Origin of the sequence: Evansella halocellulosilytica (assembly GCF_002335745.1) — a bacterium.
Lineage (GTDB): Bacteria > Bacillota > Bacilli > Bacillales > Salisediminibacteriaceae > Bacillus_CA > Bacillus_CA halocellulosilytica.
Genome location: NZ_NIST01000001.1, coordinates 518,068 through 534,307, shown reverse-complemented (window position 1 = coordinate 534,307; position 16,240 = coordinate 518,068). Strand labels below are relative to the sequence as shown.

The 16,240-nt window shown below is 39.1% G+C and carries 15 protein-coding genes and 1 riboswitch; of the genes, 6 read left to right on the top strand and 9 right to left on the bottom strand.

Annotation, left to right across the window (positions count from 1 at the left end; genetic code table 11):
- Window positions 1-15 precede the first annotated feature (15 nt).
- The 4 genes from CD001_RS02375 to CD001_RS02360 all read left to right on the top strand — a co-directional run bounded on the left by CD001_RS02375 (window position 16) and on the right by CD001_RS02360 (window position 4,513).
- Complete coding sequence (locus CD001_RS02375; RefSeq protein ID WP_218839272.1) at window positions 16-687, top strand: ABC transporter ATP-binding protein; 672 nt, start codon at window positions 16-18, stop codon at window positions 685-687.
- Window positions 680-2,122: a PASTA domain-containing protein gene (locus CD001_RS02370; protein WP_096186033.1), complete on the top strand. Its 1,443-nt coding sequence runs from the start codon at window positions 680-682 to the stop codon at window positions 2,120-2,122. Before CD001_RS02375 ends, CD001_RS02370 begins: the two co-directional genes overlap by 8 nt.
- 143 nt (window positions 2,123-2,265) lie before the next feature.
- Window positions 2,266-2,380, top strand: a riboswitch (TPP riboswitch).
- Window positions 2,381-2,536: 156 nt separating this feature from the next.
- Window positions 2,537-4,321, top strand: coding sequence for a phosphomethylpyrimidine synthase ThiC (thiC, locus tag CD001_RS02365; RefSeq protein WP_096186032.1), 1,785 nt, complete (start codon window positions 2,537-2,539; stop codon window positions 4,319-4,321).
- 18 nt (window positions 4,322-4,339) lie between these two features.
- On the top strand, window positions 4,340-4,513 hold the full coding sequence (locus CD001_RS02360) for a serine protease (protein WP_096186031.1): 174 nt from the start codon (window positions 4,340-4,342) through the stop codon (window positions 4,511-4,513).
- A gap of 81 nt (window positions 4,514-4,594) precedes the next feature.
- On the opposite strand, the gene CD001_RS02355 is transcribed toward CD001_RS02360, so the two are convergent.
- The 6 genes from CD001_RS02355 to CD001_RS02330 all read right to left on the bottom strand — a co-directional run bounded on the left by CD001_RS02355 (window position 4,595) and on the right by CD001_RS02330 (window position 10,795).
- Window positions 4,595-6,247, bottom strand: a complete 1,653-nt coding sequence (locus CD001_RS02355) for an alpha/beta hydrolase (RefSeq protein ID WP_096186030.1) — start codon at window positions 6,245-6,247, stop codon at window positions 4,595-4,597.
- 180 nt (window positions 6,248-6,427) lie between these two features.
- A complete protein-coding gene (locus CD001_RS02350; protein ID WP_096186029.1) occupies window positions 6,428-6,835 on the bottom strand; it encodes a hypothetical protein in 408 nt (135 codons plus the stop codon).
- Between the two features lie 182 nt (window positions 6,836-7,017).
- Window positions 7,018-8,022, bottom strand: coding sequence for a FecCD family ABC transporter permease (locus CD001_RS02345; protein WP_096186028.1), 1,005 nt, complete (start codon window positions 8,020-8,022; stop codon window positions 7,018-7,020).
- A complete protein-coding gene (locus CD001_RS02340; protein ID WP_096186027.1) occupies window positions 8,019-9,023 on the bottom strand; it encodes a FecCD family ABC transporter permease in 1,005 nt (334 codons plus the stop codon). Before CD001_RS02340 ends, CD001_RS02345 begins: the two co-directional genes overlap by 4 nt.
- Before the next feature lie 64 nt (window positions 9,024-9,087).
- Window positions 9,088-9,999, bottom strand: a complete 912-nt coding sequence (locus CD001_RS02335; RefSeq protein ID WP_096186026.1) for an iron-hydroxamate ABC transporter substrate-binding protein — start codon at window positions 9,997-9,999, stop codon at window positions 9,088-9,090.
- Window positions 9,950-10,795 carry an ABC transporter ATP-binding protein gene (locus CD001_RS02330; protein ID WP_096186025.1) on the bottom strand — a complete coding sequence of 282 codons (846 nt, stop codon included), beginning with the start codon at window positions 10,793-10,795 and terminating at the stop codon, window positions 9,950-9,952. Before CD001_RS02330 ends, CD001_RS02335 begins: the two co-directional genes overlap by 50 nt.
- A gap of 266 nt (window positions 10,796-11,061) precedes the next feature.
- On the opposite strand from CD001_RS02330, the gene CD001_RS02325 reads away from it, so the two are divergent.
- Entirely contained in the window at window positions 11,062-12,111 is a 1,050-nt protein-coding gene (locus CD001_RS02325) for an NAD(P)/FAD-dependent oxidoreductase (protein ID WP_096186024.1), read from the top strand.
- A gap of 637 nt (window positions 12,112-12,748) precedes the next feature.
- On the opposite strand, the gene CD001_RS02320 is transcribed toward CD001_RS02325, so the two are convergent.
- Window positions 12,749-13,333, bottom strand: a complete 585-nt coding sequence (locus tag CD001_RS02320; protein ID WP_096186023.1) for an NAD(P)H oxidoreductase — start codon at window positions 13,331-13,333, stop codon at window positions 12,749-12,751.
- A gap of 129 nt (window positions 13,334-13,462) precedes the next feature.
- On the opposite strand from CD001_RS02320, the gene CD001_RS02315 reads away from it, so the two are divergent.
- On the top strand, window positions 13,463-14,326 hold the full coding sequence (locus tag CD001_RS02315; protein ID WP_096186022.1) for a LysR family transcriptional regulator: 864 nt from the start codon (window positions 13,463-13,465) through the stop codon (window positions 14,324-14,326).
- 114 nt (window positions 14,327-14,440) lie between these two features.
- Here CD001_RS02315 and CD001_RS02310 read toward each other — a convergent pair whose 3' ends face one another.
- Both CD001_RS02310 and CD001_RS02305 read right to left on the bottom strand, forming a co-directional pair.
- The gene (locus tag CD001_RS02310) at window positions 14,441-14,620 is read right to left on the bottom strand and encodes a small acid-soluble spore protein H (protein ID WP_096186021.1); all 180 of its coding nucleotides are present in this window, start codon (window positions 14,618-14,620) and stop codon (window positions 14,441-14,443) included.
- A gap of 20 nt (window positions 14,621-14,640) precedes the next feature.
- The gene (locus CD001_RS02305; RefSeq protein ID WP_096186020.1) at window positions 14,641-14,826 is read right to left on the bottom strand and encodes an H-type small acid-soluble spore protein; all 186 of its coding nucleotides are present in this window, start codon (window positions 14,824-14,826) and stop codon (window positions 14,641-14,643) included.
- Between the last annotated feature and the right edge of the window lie 1,414 nt (window positions 14,827-16,240).

Here is a 16,240-nt window from a genome sequence, read left to right as displayed (position 1 = left end):
TAGAGGGGGAAAATGATGATACTAGAAGCTAGAGACTTAGATTATTACTATCAAGATGGAGAGAATCGCCGATATATTTTAAAGGAAACGAACGCTTCCTTTGATAAAGGAAAGTTTTATACGATTTTGGGGCAATCAGGTTCTGGAAAAACAACGTTCATGTCATTACTAAGTGCGTTAGATTCACCACATAATGGCAGTGTTTTATTTGACGGAAAAGATATTAAACAAATCGGTTATGAACAATATCGCCGAAATAACGTCGGAATTATTTTTCAAAGCTATAATTTAATCCCGACATTAACGGCGGTCGAAAATGTACTCGTTCCGATGTCGATTACAGAAAATGAGTTACCTGATGATCAGAAAACCGTTGCTTATAATTTATTAGACTATATTGGAATTGTGAAAAGTAAGGCTGATCGTTTTGTGAATAAGCTTTCTGGTGGGGAGCAGCAGCGGGTGGCAATTGCCCGTGCATTAGCGACAAATGTAGAATTAATTCTTGCCGATGAACCGACCGGAAATTTGGATGAAGAAATGGAACAAGAAATTATTGATACATTTAAAAAGCTTGCATATGAACATGATAAATGTGTCATTGTCGTCACTCACTCGAATGAAATTGCTCAACAATCGGATCAGACATATATGCTGAAGAAAGGTGTACTATCTTTACATGAGTGACTTTTTATCAAAGTTTAATAAAGATAAGTACGATAAACTGTTGGATGAGCAAGAACAAAAAGATTCGAGTGAACCCGATCAATCGAATGAGAAGCAAGAAGCAGAGGAAGAATTAGAACACGACGAAACAGACATCCTTACGCCGAAACATGAAAGTAAACCGAGCAGCCGCCGCAATGATGCGGTTGAAGAGCTCGAGTATGATCCTTCCTATCATAAGAAAAAGCGGAAGGTGATGATCGGAAGTATTGCAGGAGCTCTAGTAGCAGTCATCCTCATTTTCATTATTTATTATCAAGTTGTTCACGTGAAAATGGAAGACTTTGTCGGTGAAGCTGTCTCTGATGCTCGTGCGTGGGCTAGTGAGCATAATATAGAAATGGAATTAACCCATGAGCACACGATGGAGTATGATTCAAACCAAATTATGTCTCAAAGCGTACCAGCAGGGGAAAATGTTCGTAAAGGTGGAACGATTACGTTCGTAAGCAGTACAGGTCCGGACCCAGATGAAGTGATCTCATTACCGGATTTTGAGGAAATGAGTCAGCATGAGGCTGCGACTTGGATTGCTGACTATAAGGCTGAGAATCTCCAGCTCGTGCCAGAGTATAGTGACGATATCGATGAGGGAGAGTTTATTCGGTTTGAAATTCGTGATTCGAGTATTGATGAATCAGAATACCGCCGTAGGGACAATGCAATTGTCTATTATTCTAGAGGCGAAGAAGTGTTTGAAAAAGATATAGAGGTACCCGATTTTACAGGGCAGCCAAAGTCCGAAGTCGAACAATGGGCAGAATCTAATGAAATCGAGATTTCTTATGAAGAGGAAGACTCAAATAATATCGAGGCGGATATGATTATAAGCCAGAGTGTCTCGCCCGAAGAGAAAGTGGCGAAGCGTGACACAATGGAAGTGACCGTTTCTTTAGGAGAAGCTGTTGTCGTACCAAATTTTGGTGAACTGACAATTGAAGAAGCAACGAGTTACCCTGGTTTGTCAGTAATGGTTCAGCAAAGATATCATGCTGATGTTTCATATGGGGGACTAATCTCTCAATCGGTTGAAGAAGGAACAAAGTTAACAGAAAGAGATGATAAAGAGCTGACTGTTGTCTATTCAAATGGGCGTCCATTTTTAAACGATTACCGTGGTCAGTTAGAGGGTGAGCTACCTCGATTGTTTTACGAAGAGTATCAGTCAAAAGGGGCAAATATACAGTACACGGTAAAATATGTAGACGCACCTGAAGTAAAGGGAACCGTTGTCGAAATGAGCAATTTTAATGAATTTGTTCCGATGTCTTATACGGTTGAGATTAAGGTTAGTAACAATTCTTCCGGAGATTTAGTCTCACCTGACCCTGGTGGTGACTGGGATGAAGGGGAAGTTGAGCCGTCTCTTGATGAAGAAACGGAAGACACGAAGTAATATAAGGTCAGTTTGAAAAACGAAAGGTAGTTATAATTAACTATGTCAATATTGATTGATCATGAATCAGTAGAAAAGAATCATTTTTCCATGTAACGATTGGAATTTTCTGCACATTTCTTTATACTGGAATCAAATTAAATATTTATAACTAGGGGAGTCCAATGAGTTGGGCTGAGAAAGAAACGCTTTGAAGTTTCTTGACCCTTTGGACCTGATCTGGATCATGCCAGCGTAGGGAAGTTAGAAACTCATCAAAGATGTATAAACTTCTACATATAAAGCCGGGTCCATTCTTCATTCGTTTGGAGGACCGGCTTTTTTGTGTACATCATTTTGGTAATTTTTCTTAGCTCGTTATGTTCTAGATCTCGTCCTTTTATCAATGAACAATTGAAAAGGAGAGATTTTTTTATGTCCAAATCATCTTTAAATGAAAAAAACATGTCGATTATGTCCAGTTTTTCCGGTAGTAAAAAAGTATATGTTGAAGGTTCAAGACCAGATATTAAAGTACCTATGCGTGAAATCGAACTAAGCCCGACAATGGGCAGCTTTGGAGATGAAGAAAACCCCCCACTCCGTGTCTATGACACGAGTGGACCATACACCGATTCTAATTATTCTGCTGACATTATGAAAGGACTTCCTCCCATTCGCCGTCATTGGATACAGGAAAGAGACGATGTAGAACATTACGAGGGCCGCAACATAAAACCTGAAGATAACGGGTTTCGTAATGATGGTGACCAACGGGCGAATCATCATGTTTTTCCAGGCTTAAGACGTAAACCATTGCGAGCAAAAAAAGGGAGGAATGTGACGCAGCTACATTATGCAAAACAAGGAATTGTAACACCTGAAATGGAATTTGTCGCAATTAGAGAAAATATGGACCCTGAATTTGTCCGGAATGAAGTAGCAAAAGGGAGAGCGATTATTCCAGCTAATATCAATCACCCGGAAACAGAACCAATGGTTATTGGCCGGAATTTTCACGTTAAAATAAACGCAAATATCGGTAGTTCTTCTGTGTCTTCTTCAATTGAAGAAGAGGTGGAAAAAATGACTTGGGCAACACGCTGGGGAGCAGATAACATTATGGATTTATCAACTGGGAAAAATATTCACAACACTCGTGAATGGATTATCCGCAACTCGGCTGTTCCAGTAGGTACTGTTCCAATATATCAAGCATTAGAAAAAGTAAATGGAGTTGCGGAGGATCTGACGTGGGAAATTTACCGGGATACGTTGATTGAGCAAGCAGAACAGGGGGTTGATTATTTCACCATCCATGCAGGGGTGCTGTTGCGTTATGTTCCATTAACAGCAAAGCGTTTAACCGGTATTGTTTCACGGGGCGGCTCGATTATGGCGCAGTGGTGTCTCTACCATCATAAAGAAAACTTTTTATATACTTATTTTGAGGAAATCTGTGACATTATGAAGACGTATGACATTGCATTTTCCTTAGGAGATGGCTTACGCCCTGGATCCATTGCTGATGCTAATGATGAGGCACAGTTTGCAGAACTAGAAACGCTAGGGGAACTAACCAAGGTTGCTTGGGAGCATGATGTTCAAGTGATGGTAGAAGGACCTGGGCATGTGCCAATGCACCTCATAAAAGAAAACATGGATAAACAATTAGAAACGTGTAAAGAAGCACCATTTTATACGCTTGGACCTCTTACAACGGATATTGCTCCAGGCTATGATCATATTACATCAGCAATTGGGGCTGCCATGATTGGCTGGTATGGGACAGCGATGCTCTGTTATGTGACACCAAAAGAACATTTAGGGCTCCCGAATAGAGATGATGTTCGCGAAGGAGTGATCACGTATAAAATTGCAGCCCATGCCGCGGATTTAGCTAAAGGACATCCAGGAGCACACAAAAGAGATGAGGCTTTATCCAAAGCTCGTTTCGAATTCCGTTGGAGAGATCAATTTCATTTATCTTTAGATCCTGAACGTGCTCTGGAATATCATGATGAAACGTTGCCTGCAGAGGGGGCAAAAACAGCCCATTTTTGTTCGATGTGCGGACCGAAATTTTGCAGTATGAGAATTTCACAAGATATCCGTAATTATGCAAAGGAAAATGACCTGTTTACGAAAGAAGAGATCGAAAAAGGAATGAAAGAAAAAGCGGAGGAATTTAAAAAGTCTGGTGGCAATATTTATCAGTAACATTTTAGGAGGTTTGAAATGTTATCGAAGATGCAAAAAATCGAAGAAGAAATAAAACAGTCGAAGATTCGTCTTGATTTTTTGGAGAATCGTTTAAAAGAACTTCAGCAACAATGTGACCACTCTTTTAAAGGGAACACGTATTATAGAAAATGTGTGAAGTGTAATAAGATCGAAGTTTTTTATTACTAAACAACTAAATCTGATTCATCATTGTAAACAAAGCTCCCACCTTGTGTCTATGTATACAAGGTAGGAGCCTTTGCACTTTTTTTATTGAAATTGCTGCATAAAACGTTCCATATAGTAAATGAATACTTGGTTATAGTAGCCCGGGTAGTATGAATTGCTGGCATGCCCGGCAAAAGGGAGCAGCACTAATGCCGCTTGTGAGTCGCCTTTTTCATCGTAAGCCTTGTCAAACATTATTGCATTCGCTTTATCCACGATACGGTCATGTGTCCCTTGGTATATTAAAGCTGGCGGACTTTCTTCTGTGACTAAAAGGGCTGGATCTGTTAGTTCTTCAGGTCCGGAAATCCCAATGACTGGTGCTAACCCATTCGCTGGATAAATAGAGATGATCCCTTTAATCGTAAGATTTGGGTTTAAGTAAGGATACTCACCGCTTACTAGACCTAGACCGACTGAATTTGCTAATTGCCCGCCTGCAGAGGCGCCAGATACGAAGACCGAGTCCAAGTTTGCCCCGTAATCTTCATGATTTTCTACTAAATAGTCTGTAAAGATCCCAATATGACGAACCATATCATCGATCGTAAAGCCTGCAACTAAATGGTCCGGAACATTGAGATATTTAAAAAATTTTTCTTCGTGACTGAGTCCATGCTGTACATCAAAGACAACATATCCAAGACTTGCAAAATGCTTATTCACTTGGGCATTATTAGATGATCCTTTATCACCAGCTGTCCAGCCACCGCCATGAATGCGAATAAGGACAGAGTTGTTTCCAGGCAAATTTTCCTTATTATCTGGTGGTGTGTATGCATCGAAATAAAGCTTAATTCCCTTGTCAACACCGTATTCCCCTTCGTAAAAAAGCGTATCTTGCTTCAAACGATAGTTGTTTGTTCCTGTTCCAAAAAAATAATTAGGAAGGGAAAATGGGATGCTCAATACATCATTTTGATTTGAGTTTCCACCAAAAGCGTCAGTGTAGTTCGACTCAACGTCATCGACCGCAAACAGTGTAGTAATTAAAGGGAGACAATACGTGACCATAAGAATACCTCCGACAATTCCAATAAGGTAATGATAAAATGCTGTCTTCTTATGTAAAGAGATTTTTATAATGAATATCGCAATCGTCAAGAAAATGACGCTAAAAAAAAGTGCGTATTGCGGCAAAACCACCTCTAAAAGGTTGACACTACTTCCAGTTAATAACGCAAAAGCAAAGTAAACACCTAGGCCGAGAGTGATGAGTAGAAAAACGGTTAACATTTTTTTTAATACGGTTTGCGTATGGTTAAGAGGTGGGGAATCGTCCTCATCGTTAGTCGCTTTTGCTTCTCTCATATATGACAGCTTCTTGTATGATACGATTGCGCCGAGGACAAGCAAAATAAATAGTGAGAATATCGAAACTCCGCTGCGAGAGGTCACATTTAACAAGTCGTTGGATGCCTGTCTATTCATAATCGGGATCACGAACATGGCGATAATCGTGACGCTGAGGTAGAAATAATCTAACCACCTATGCTTACTTTTGTATAAAGTAACGGTGACGTTACTTAATAATGTCAGTAGCAAAATAACACCAAGTACATTCCACATCCCGTAAGAAGGGTTGATCCATATGTATATGATTCCAAATAAGATTGAGATACAATTGGCAGCTAATATTATCGCTGTTATGAAGGTATGAATGCTACTGTTACCATGCTTTACAGAACTTTTCATTGCGCTTCTCCTTCTTAAAAAATGTGCAATTTTTTAATTTAAAGGTAGGAAATAATCGTCAATTTTTAGTTTGTCTCGTATCGGAATGAATTAATCAATGAACAAGAAAATGAATGAATTATTGTTTTACAAATTCGACCGTGCAAAGTAGCGATAGTGTTTTAAGCAGCAACAATAATTTTAGGGCAAACCCTGTTTTAAAATATAGAAAAGAACAGCTGTATGAGGTTCAGCTGTCCTTTGTGTGTTTACTATATTTAGAATATGAATATAAAATACTATCGCCAAGAAAGACCAAATGATCGGATTCATTAATCCGATGTTACTTTGAGATTCCCCGTCAAGAAGTGTCAAAACCGTGATCAAAAAGAGAAAGCATAATAAAAGTAAGATCCGGTATAAGTATGTTTTTTGGTTAGATTGAGCAGGTTTAGTATAAGTGAATAAGCCAATAAATACACAAAGTAATAGGGCTGTAATAATCACTGTATTGCTTATACGTATATCTGGAAAGTAATCTTTGACAATTAACAGAATGAAAAAGATTCCGGCAACAGTAAAAACAATACGATCAATCTTCTTTTTCAAGCGCACCACCTCTGAACATTACATATATCCCGATCTTAACATACATACTAAGATAAATGGTTAACGATTCCAATAAACGAAATGTCGTATAACATCATACTCGCATATTATTTCTAGGATAAATGATCGCTCGAAGCGCAAGGATAGAGAGTGCAAAAAGTAGAAGATTATACGAATAGTAATTATTTTTTTAACAATAAATACATAAAGTAAGGGGCTCCAATTAGAGCAACCATTATGCCGGTTGGGACGCCGTCTGGTTCGACAATATTACGTCCTACGATGTCTGCAACGATTAACAGCCAGCCCCCCATTAACATTGCAACCGGAATGAACAGTTGATTTCTCGGACCGACTAATGCTTTTGCAATGTGTGGGGCCATGAGACCGATAAACGCAATGCCGCCAGTAACAGAGACGGCAGAAGCAGCAAGGGCAACAGCCACTAAAAGCAGAGCGATCCGTTCACGCTCAAGTGAAACTCCAACCCCAATGGCGACTTCTTTTCCGATACTGAGAATATTTAACAGGTTCGCTTTATATAAAGTAAACGGGACGAGAATGACTAACCATGGCAATATCGCGAAAATAAAAGGCCAGTCCGTTCCCCATACATTTCCTGCCAGCCAGCGGGCAATAAAATCGACTTGAAAAGGCTCGATTGAGGAAAACAGAAGGATCATCACTCCTGATAATGCCATTGAAAATCCTACCCCAGTAAGAATGAGGCGGACAGGCTCAACACCAGTCGTCTTGCTGTAAGAAAAGAGATAAATCGCACATGCTGTGATGAACGCTGAGGCAAAAGCAACGATCGGCAAAAGGTAGACGAATCCATCTTGTGTAGGGAAAAATAAATAGAAAATAGCAACGCCAACTCCTGCACCAGCATTAATGCCAATGATCCCAGGATCTGCTAAATCATTTTTCGTAATTCCCTGCAAGATCGCTCCTGATAATGCTAGGGCCATACCTGCTAGTAAAATGACAATGACCCTTGGTAGTCGAACTGAAAACAATACAAATTCCTCTTGGAAACTTCCGTAACCGAGAAAAGCAGGAATGATTCTACTTAATGAAAGTGATGAAGAACCGATTCCTAAACTAATGATGGCAGAAATAAGAATGGAAGCAGTTAATAGTATGAGAATAAGTCTTTGCTTTTTTAGTAAGTCTGGATGGGTCATGAGAATGACTGCCCCCCTTTACGGACGATGAAGAGGAAAAATGGCAGACCAATAATTGAAACGATTGCTGCGACAGGTGTTTCATAAGGTGCACTAATCGTACGTCCAACAAGGTCAGCTAACAGCATGAAGCTTGCTCCGATAATAGCTGACATTGGAATAATAAAACGGTAATCGCTTCCAACGAATGCCCGCACGATATGAGGAATCATCAGCCCAACGAAAGCAATGTTGCCGACGAGTGCAACAGCAGCACCTGCAAGAATGATAATTGCAGTGAAAAGAATCATTTTTATTTGGACTGTTTTTTGTCCTAAGCCTACTGCCACTTCTTCACTTAAACTGAGAATCGTTAATTGCTTCGAAAGGATGATTGCTAGAAAAATACCGATAGTAATAAACGGGATGATAATGTTAAGCTGTCCCCAAGTGGTTCCGACGAGCCCTCCAGCAGTCCACATCGATACTTCCTGTGAAATTTTAAAATAAATCCCGATTCCTTCGGCAATTGCTGTGAGAAAAGCGGTAACTGCTGCTCCGGCGAGAACAATTCGAAACGGAGAGTAACCGCCTTTTTTTATTGCACCAATACTGAGCACCATGATAGTACCGACAGCAGCACCAATAAAACAAGCAATCATAATTCCGAAGTAATTGGCAGCTGGAATAAACACGATCGTAACCGCTAATGCCAAATTTGCTCCTGCAGTTAAGCCGAGAAGTCCGGGATCAGCTAACGGATTTCTCGTTAGCCCTTGCATAATCGCACCAGCTACAGCTAAGGAAGCCCCAGTAAACATGGCGGCGATCACACGAGGGAGGCGAATCTCTCGAATCATCGAAAGGCTGTCACCAGCTCCATTTGTCGTAAGTACAAGCCATAAATCTTTTAGCGTCGTCTCTGCTGCTCCAAATACCATAGCTGCAATAAATATCCCAAATAAAACGAAAATTCCGATGAATAGTTTCAATATAAATGGTACAGTTCGTTTATTTTTCATTCGTCACTCATCTTTTCTTTAAAAAATATTAGGGGAATTCATCGAATGAAATTCCCCTAAGGGCTTAGTTGCTTATGAAGTTATCTTTAAAAAATTCTAACTGATACTCTAACGTAATGGGGTCATTAAAATAAAATTCGTCTGCGTCAGCGATAAAAACACGGTCGTTTTCTACAGCGGGTATACGCTTATACGTTTCAGTCTCTTGGAATGAAAGGTCTTCACCATCAGAGCTTAAAATGATAAAGTCGCCAGCATAATCAGACATCACTTCAGTAGACAAAGCATAGTAGCCTTCGTCTGATGTCATTTCCTCAACTTTCTCAGGCTTTGCCAGCCCCATTTCTTGATAGAGGAGTTCTGTACCGCGTCCAAAGTTATCCCCGAACACGTATAACTGTTTATCAAAGGTTTCCATAACAGATACAGTCGCATCTTCACCGATTTCAGCCTTAATTTCTTCACCAGCTTCTCGGGCACGCTCCTGGTAATCATCAATCCACTCTTTTGCTTCTTCTTCTTTATTTAACAGCTTACCTACTTCTAAATGCTGCGTTAAGTAATCGACAGCTCCGTACGTATATGTGACAGTAGGGGCAATTTCTTTTAATCGATCAAGATTGCTGCTTGCAGGTTCAGCAATAATTAAGTCTGGCTCTAGTTCAATGACTTTTTCTAAGCTTTCATCGGTTACTTCCTCCGCGCCTTCTAAATAAGGTTCGTAACGCGGGTTCATCTTCGCCCATGTATCGACTCCGACAATGTTCACATCAAGTGCCATGACACTTCCTGCATTGAAAGAGGATAATACGACCACTCGCTGAGGGTCTGCAGGGACTTCTATCGGTCCATTTTCCGATTCATAGGTGATCATTTCAGTATTTTCACTGCTGTTTCCGTCTGCAGAGGAGTCATTGCTGCACGCACTAATAAGGCATACTAACAGAAGAATGACTGGCAAGAGTGTCTTTTTCATAAGAATAATCTCCTTTTAATAAGTTATATGTCAGACACATTGGTTTCTTTGTGCGCGGATCTTTTCCAATAACCGCATCAATGTGAAAAACTGTTTTCAGAACGTCATGATTAATGACTTCTTCACAGTTGCCGGATTGAATAATTTCACCATTCTTTAGGGCGATGATATAATCGGCAAACCGGGCAGCTTGGTTCAAATCATGGAGGACCATCACGATCGTACGCCCTTGTTCTTCATTCAGCTTCTGCAGCAGCTCAAGGACCTCTAACTGATGAGCTAAATCTAAATATGTAGTCGGCTCATCTAAAAAGATAATCTCCGTTTCCTGGGCAAGAGCCATTGCAATCCAAACACGCTGTCTTTGGCCGCCGGAAAGGGCGTCGACCGTCCGATATTTAAAGTCAATCGTACCTGTGACGTCAAGCGCCCAGTCAATGACTTCATAATCTCGTTTCGATAGCCTACCTAACCCTTTTTGGTATGGAAAGCGTCCGTATGATACGAGTTCACCAACTGTTAATCCACTTGTGGTTTCTGGTGTTTGTGGAAGAATTGCCATTTTTTTAGCGAGCGCTTTCGTATTTTCTTTGAAAATACTTTCACCGTCTAAAAGGACAGTTCCGTAGTTACTGGAAATAATTCTTGTAATCGTTTTAAGCAGAGTCGATTTCCCACATCCATTTGGACCAATAATAGTCGTAATTTTTTTATCTGGAAACGCAATATTCAGATTATTGACAATGACGTTTTCACCGTAGCCAATGCTTAAATCAGCTGTACGAAGGCGTATCATAGTAAAATCCTTCCTCTCATTTTATTATTGATAATGATTATCAATCGCATTTATACCTCTACTATAAAAGCCGCTTCATTTACTGTCAACAAAAAGTTGTAATTTCGGCTTCGTTTAAAGAAAGCAAGAATGGTGAGCAGAAATAGTCTCGAAAGGTCAATTGATAAGAAAGGCCAAAATCATCGGTTGCCAAAGAGAAGGGAAGTATCGTATAGTTAATTGAGAATGATAATCAATTGAGAGGGCGTTGAAAGGAGCTGTTCGGCGTGGAGAAGGATGACTTATTTGATGTAACGGTTATTGGAGGAGGTCCTGCGGGACTGTACTCTGCTTTTTATAGTGGACTCCGTGAGATGAAGACGAAAATTATTGAATTTCAACAACAGTTAGGCGGTAAAATTCATGTTTATCCGGAAAAAATGATATGGGATGTCGGTGGTTTGACTCCTGTTACTGGAGAGAAACTTATTGTTCAGCTCGTAAAACAAGGATTAACATTCGATCCGACTGTTATTTTAAATGAAAAAATTGAGTCAATTAGTAGGGGAGAGGATGGACATTTTCTTTTAAAAGCAGCTTCTGGTCAACAACATCGATCAAAGACGGTTATCGTAGCTGTCGGAAGTGGTATTTTAAAGCCGCAAAAGCTTGAGGTTGACGGGGCAGAGAAATATGAAGTTTCGAATTTACATTACACAGTAAAATCATTGAAGCATTTTAAAAATAAAACGGTAATTATTTCAGGTGGAGGAAACTCTGCGATTGATTGGGCAAATGAACTAGAGCCTGTTGCAAAAAAAGTGTATGTAACGTATCGGAAAGATGTATTAAAAGGACATGAGGCACAAGTCTCTCAACTAATGAATAGTTCTGTAGAATGTCTATTGCAAACGGAAATTACAAAGCTCATATCTGCACGGAATAAAGAAAAGGTTGAGCGGGTGGAGCTCACAAATCAAGGGGCAGGAGAAGTGACAGAATTGGAAGTTGATGAAGTTGTCATCAATCATGGCTATGAGAGGGACTCGACTTTACTTAGCGAAAGTGAATTTGACATTGAGATGAAGGACGATTTCTTTATTCATGGCAGTGTCAATGGAGAGTCATCGATTCCTGGACTTTATGCAGCTGGTGATATTTTAACGCACGAAGGAAAACTAAATTTAATTGCAGGTGCTTTTCAAGATGCAGCAAATGCGGTAAACAAGGCGAAGCAATTTGTTGAGCCTGATGCGAATAGTGAAGGAATGGTTTCTTCACATAATCAAATTTTTAAAGAGAGAAATAAGGAATTAGTGACTGAGTGGATGAAATAAATATGGAGAAGTGGAATCTCTTTAAGTGCGTGTTCAAAAAGGAGGACAAAGAGAGCCAAGTAGATCATGGCGACGAAGTTTTGAGTCACGGAGCGTATGGTGTTAATACGTGAGTAACGGAAAAACGAGTCAACGCAGAGATACGAAAGTTATTTTTCCCGGACTTTTTGAACATCCTCTTTAAAGGATGGTTTCGCTTTATTTTAGAAGTTGTGTGCGGACATATGGTGCCTTATTTACGAAAAAACGTGATTTGACACTTTGTCGGACACCAGATCCGTTATTCACCCAAAAGACACTTTTCCCTCAACTTTCGAGGACATCTGTTCCGTTATTCACTCTAAAATACATGATTATAGCGACTTTTTGACTCAATAGAGGATCGTATGGCCGATTAACACTGCATATCTGCCTTTTCTTCGCATTTAGCGGATCCTGTGGCCGCATAATTCCACTTCGTTTTTTCACGGACATCGGATCCGTTATTTACCCAAAAAACAGCTTTCTCTCAACTTTCGAGGACACATAAAGAATCTGGTGTCCGCTTATTCAACGAAAATACCGATTTTGTCACAAATAAAGGTCCTGATGTCCGCAATCACATATAAGAGCGTTGATGTTTTCACGTTGCCCCAAGTTATTTTTGTTCCGTTTTACCATAATTCAAGCCTAAATGATAGGCTTCGGATAACCATTTTTCCGCGTAGCCAGGTTGGACGTTCACAGTTTCATATAACATTTTAAAAGTAGAGTTTGGAATGCCGCAGTAATCAGCAAGCCCAACATTAAAATAATGCGTAATCATGTCGTCGTATTTTCGCTTCTCGAATCGTTCAATTGGTGCTCCCGCTAATGTTAGCCACAGTACATGGTCATGTTTAAGTTTGTTCGGACCGTAGGCAAAACCATAGTTCCAGACACGATCAATATATCCTTTCATCATTGCAGGCATACTCCACCACCAAAGCGGAAAGATGAATGCCAATCCGTCATATTGATTCAACAGCTCCATTTCTTGTTCAACTTCAGCGGAGAAAGATTGCTTAGCTGAAGTCCAATCAGGCTCATCTTCTTCCCATAAAACTGGATTGAAGTCACTGCGATACAAATCTTTCAGGTCGGTTTCGTGACCAGCTTCAATTAACCCTTCCGTAAAACGTTTTGCAACTGCAAATGTTAATGAATCCTTCCGAGGATGTGTTACGACTGTTAATATTTTCATCTAATCGCCTCTTTCACTTTTTTTAGTTGAAAAGATCTTACTTTCAGTTTAAAGTAAACATTAAGTTCAGTAAAATAGATAGTTCTGATAAGTTAGTTCAGTAAAAATGATAATAAAAGGAGAGAGAGGATGGAACTTCGCCATTTAATGACGTTCAGAACGATTGTCGATGCAGGAGGGTTTAAAAAGGCAGCTGATCGATTGGGCTATGCACAATCATCGGTTACAGGGCATATAAAGGAGCTTGAAGATGAGCTGGGACAACCACTTTTTGATCGATTAGGCAAAAATATTACGTTAACTGAAGCAGGGCGAAACTTTCTCCCTTTCGCACTTGAAATCATCAAACTGTATACTAAATCAAAAGAGGTCATTCACACTGGTGTTGAGCCAGCTGGACAATTGACAATTGGTGCGAGTGAATCGATGATGATTTATTGGCTGCCAAATATCGTCATGAACTATAAAGAAAAGTACCCGAAAGTTGCACTAACACTAAAACCGATTCAGTACGAAAACGTTACATCTCAATTAAAGAATGGTGAAATCGATGTTGCACTATTAGTAGAGAAAAATGATTGGCGTTCCAATGACTTATCGATTCATAAAATGAAAGATGAAAGCTTGTCATTGATTGAATCAGGAAGAAAAGGGAACCGATCAAACCAGGAAACGATGCTCGTTACCGAATATTCATGCAGCTGGCGGCCAATGATAGAAGCGTATATAAAAGAGGAGCTTGAGCCAAGTATAGCTAAAGTCGAGTTGCCAAGCATTGAAGCGATTAAAAAAAGTGTTTTATGCGGATTAGGAAAGTCGATGCTCCCACATTTCGTCATCGAGGATGAGCTCGAGAAAGGAGATCTGGACAGTACACAAATAGAAGAATTTGAAAATGTGCTGGCGATCTTTGCCGCAGTGCATAAGGATAAGTGGATCTCACCAAATTTGAAAGCATTTTTTAATCTAATTACACATGAATATAATCTTTGAAGAAACCGCCTTAAGCCTTGAACACGACTTAAGGCGGGTTTTGTCATACACAGCTTTTTATATGTTCGTGAAACAGTTGTCGTGAAACAAGAAAAACCGGCAAGTGACTGGCACTTAGTGTTCATTTAAATTTGCTAGTTGGACGTCGAATTCATTTTGAGGGTCATCAAGAGAATAGACTCTTGCGATATCATTATGTTCATCGACATGCTGGATATATATACGCGTCCCGTTATATGTCACATTTGCCATCACTGGGGATTGGGCAATTTCTTCAGCTCTCAGTCTGTTCATAAAAAACACCTCCAATATTTTTATGGCCCTTCTTCAACTAAACCTTTCAAGTCAACCTCTTGTTCATTTTCCATTTCATCGAGGGGAAAGACTATCGCTTTGTCATTATTTGCATGTACTTCCTGAATATATACCGGGACACCGTGATAACTCACATTTATCATCGTTTGCGATTCAATAATTTCTTGAGCACGCTGCTTGTCCATCGTTTCCTCCTTATAATTTAAATAATTTAATTTGATGTTATTTTTTCATTAAATAGTTATGAATATACGGGAAAGTAATATTCAATAGGCTGTTTTTTGTAGGAATAATTTAGGTGTCTATGAAGATTTTAAAAACTTTTATAAAATTGATATACTTTTAGAAATGTTTATTGAATGTATAGTTGTCATGCGACTACTTACCTTGATGGAACAGTATTAACAAAAGGTTTATGTAGTTTGGATTGACTAGAGTTTATTTGTTTAGATATTAGGGGCTGGGATTAGCACCATATCAATGTTTTGAAACAAATACTGTATATAAGAGCAGAATAGTGCAACAAGACAGTTGAAAGCCAATTACCTTAAATAGCATGTTCTATACTGTTCAGTAATAAAAAGAAAAGAGTGTAAAGAATAATCCTTACACTCTTAAAAAAAGTTATTATTTTTGTCTTAAATACTCTACAACAGATTTATAAAACTCAATACCTTGATAAGAAAAGATAGAGAAAGCAGTTGCAGAAAGAAAGCCTACAATTAAAAATCTCATCCACATCATTTGTTATTCCTCCTTTTAATTAATTCATTTTTTCAAAAAGAGGAGTGTCCACATAATTGGATTGATAGAAAACAGGTACGAGATTGATATATCTTTTTTTAAGTCTAGTTAGAAGATTTATAGATTCAGCTATACTAATAATTACAAAAATTTTAAAAAACAAAGTGTGAAAAAACACAAAATGCTTGGCACTAATAATATTATCAAGAGGTTGATAATCCTGGTGATATTTATCTGAAATTATATTCTCTTGAGTGACAATTGATAGACTATGTCCATATCCAAAAGAATGAGTGACACTTATTAACAAAATAAGAAAAGTAATTAATATAAGATGTCTAATAGTCTCACACCCTTAAATATATTAATTTAATTATACGCTTGTTTATAAATCTTGGATATAGGTAAATTTTTATTAAAATGCACAGATTAAATCAAATCGTGTCATAGAAGAGAAAGGTGCTTGATGAACTAAAGGTGCGTAGATAAAGAGAGAGTGCTGCGGAGCTCTTGTTTTCTTTTTGAACTAACAGAGAGGTCCTACAAGTTTTGTTATGAGCGCCACTTGGCGTGAAATACAAGGGATTTATTAGCGGAATCCTAACTTTATAACTGAAGGTAGGAATGATGTAACCATGTATACTGAAACTACCTCGTCAACACTTCTGCGTGCTCCATGATTGACAGACAATCGGGTTTCGAAAGTCAGGTAGATTCGGCAGAACGAAGGTTGAAGCCACTCATAAGAAAAGGTATGCCAACGGATATGACATACGGCTGACAAACTGAATATGGTGAGTATGGTTCAATTAGGACGGAACTGACAAACAACTGAATGTACGGGTCTAAAGTTAT

Coding starts and splice junctions, on each gene's coding strand:
- CD001_RS02360 (WP_096186031.1), top strand. CDS start 4,340: ATGTTATCGAAGATGCAAAAAATCGAAGAAGAAATAAAACAGTCGAAG.
- CD001_RS02305 (WP_096186020.1), bottom strand. CDS start 14,826: ATGGACAAGCAGCGTGCTCAAGAAATTATTGAATCGCAAACGATGATA.
- CD001_RS02375 (WP_218839272.1), top strand. CDS start 16: ATGATACTAGAAGCTAGAGACTTAGATTATTACTATCAAGATGGAGAG.
- CD001_RS02335 (WP_096186026.1), bottom strand. CDS start 9,999: ATGAAAAAGACACTCTTGCCAGTCATTCTTCTGTTAGTATGCCTTATT.
- CD001_RS02310 (WP_096186021.1), bottom strand. CDS start 14,620: ATGAACAGACTGAGAGCTGAAGAAATTGCCCAATCCCCAGTGATGGCA.
- CD001_RS02355 (WP_096186030.1), bottom strand. CDS start 6,247: ATGAAAAGTTCTGTAAAGCATGGTAACAGTAGCATTCATACCTTCATA.
- CD001_RS02370 (WP_096186033.1), top strand. CDS start 680: ATGAGTGACTTTTTATCAAAGTTTAATAAAGATAAGTACGATAAACTG.
- CD001_RS02345 (WP_096186028.1), bottom strand. CDS start 8,022: ATGACCCATCCAGACTTACTAAAAAAGCAAAGACTTATTCTCATACTA.
- CD001_RS02330 (WP_096186025.1), bottom strand. CDS start 10,795: ATGATACGCCTTCGTACAGCTGATTTAAGCATTGGCTACGGTGAAAAC.
- CD001_RS02315 (WP_096186022.1), top strand. CDS start 13,463: ATGGAACTTCGCCATTTAATGACGTTCAGAACGATTGTCGATGCAGGA.
- thiC (WP_096186032.1), top strand. CDS start 2,537: ATGTCCAAATCATCTTTAAATGAAAAAAACATGTCGATTATGTCCAGT.
- CD001_RS02320 (WP_096186023.1), bottom strand. CDS start 13,333: ATGAAAATATTAACAGTCGTAACACATCCTCGGAAGGATTCATTAACA.
- CD001_RS02340 (WP_096186027.1), bottom strand. CDS start 9,023: ATGAAAAATAAACGAACTGTACCATTTATATTGAAACTATTCATCGGA.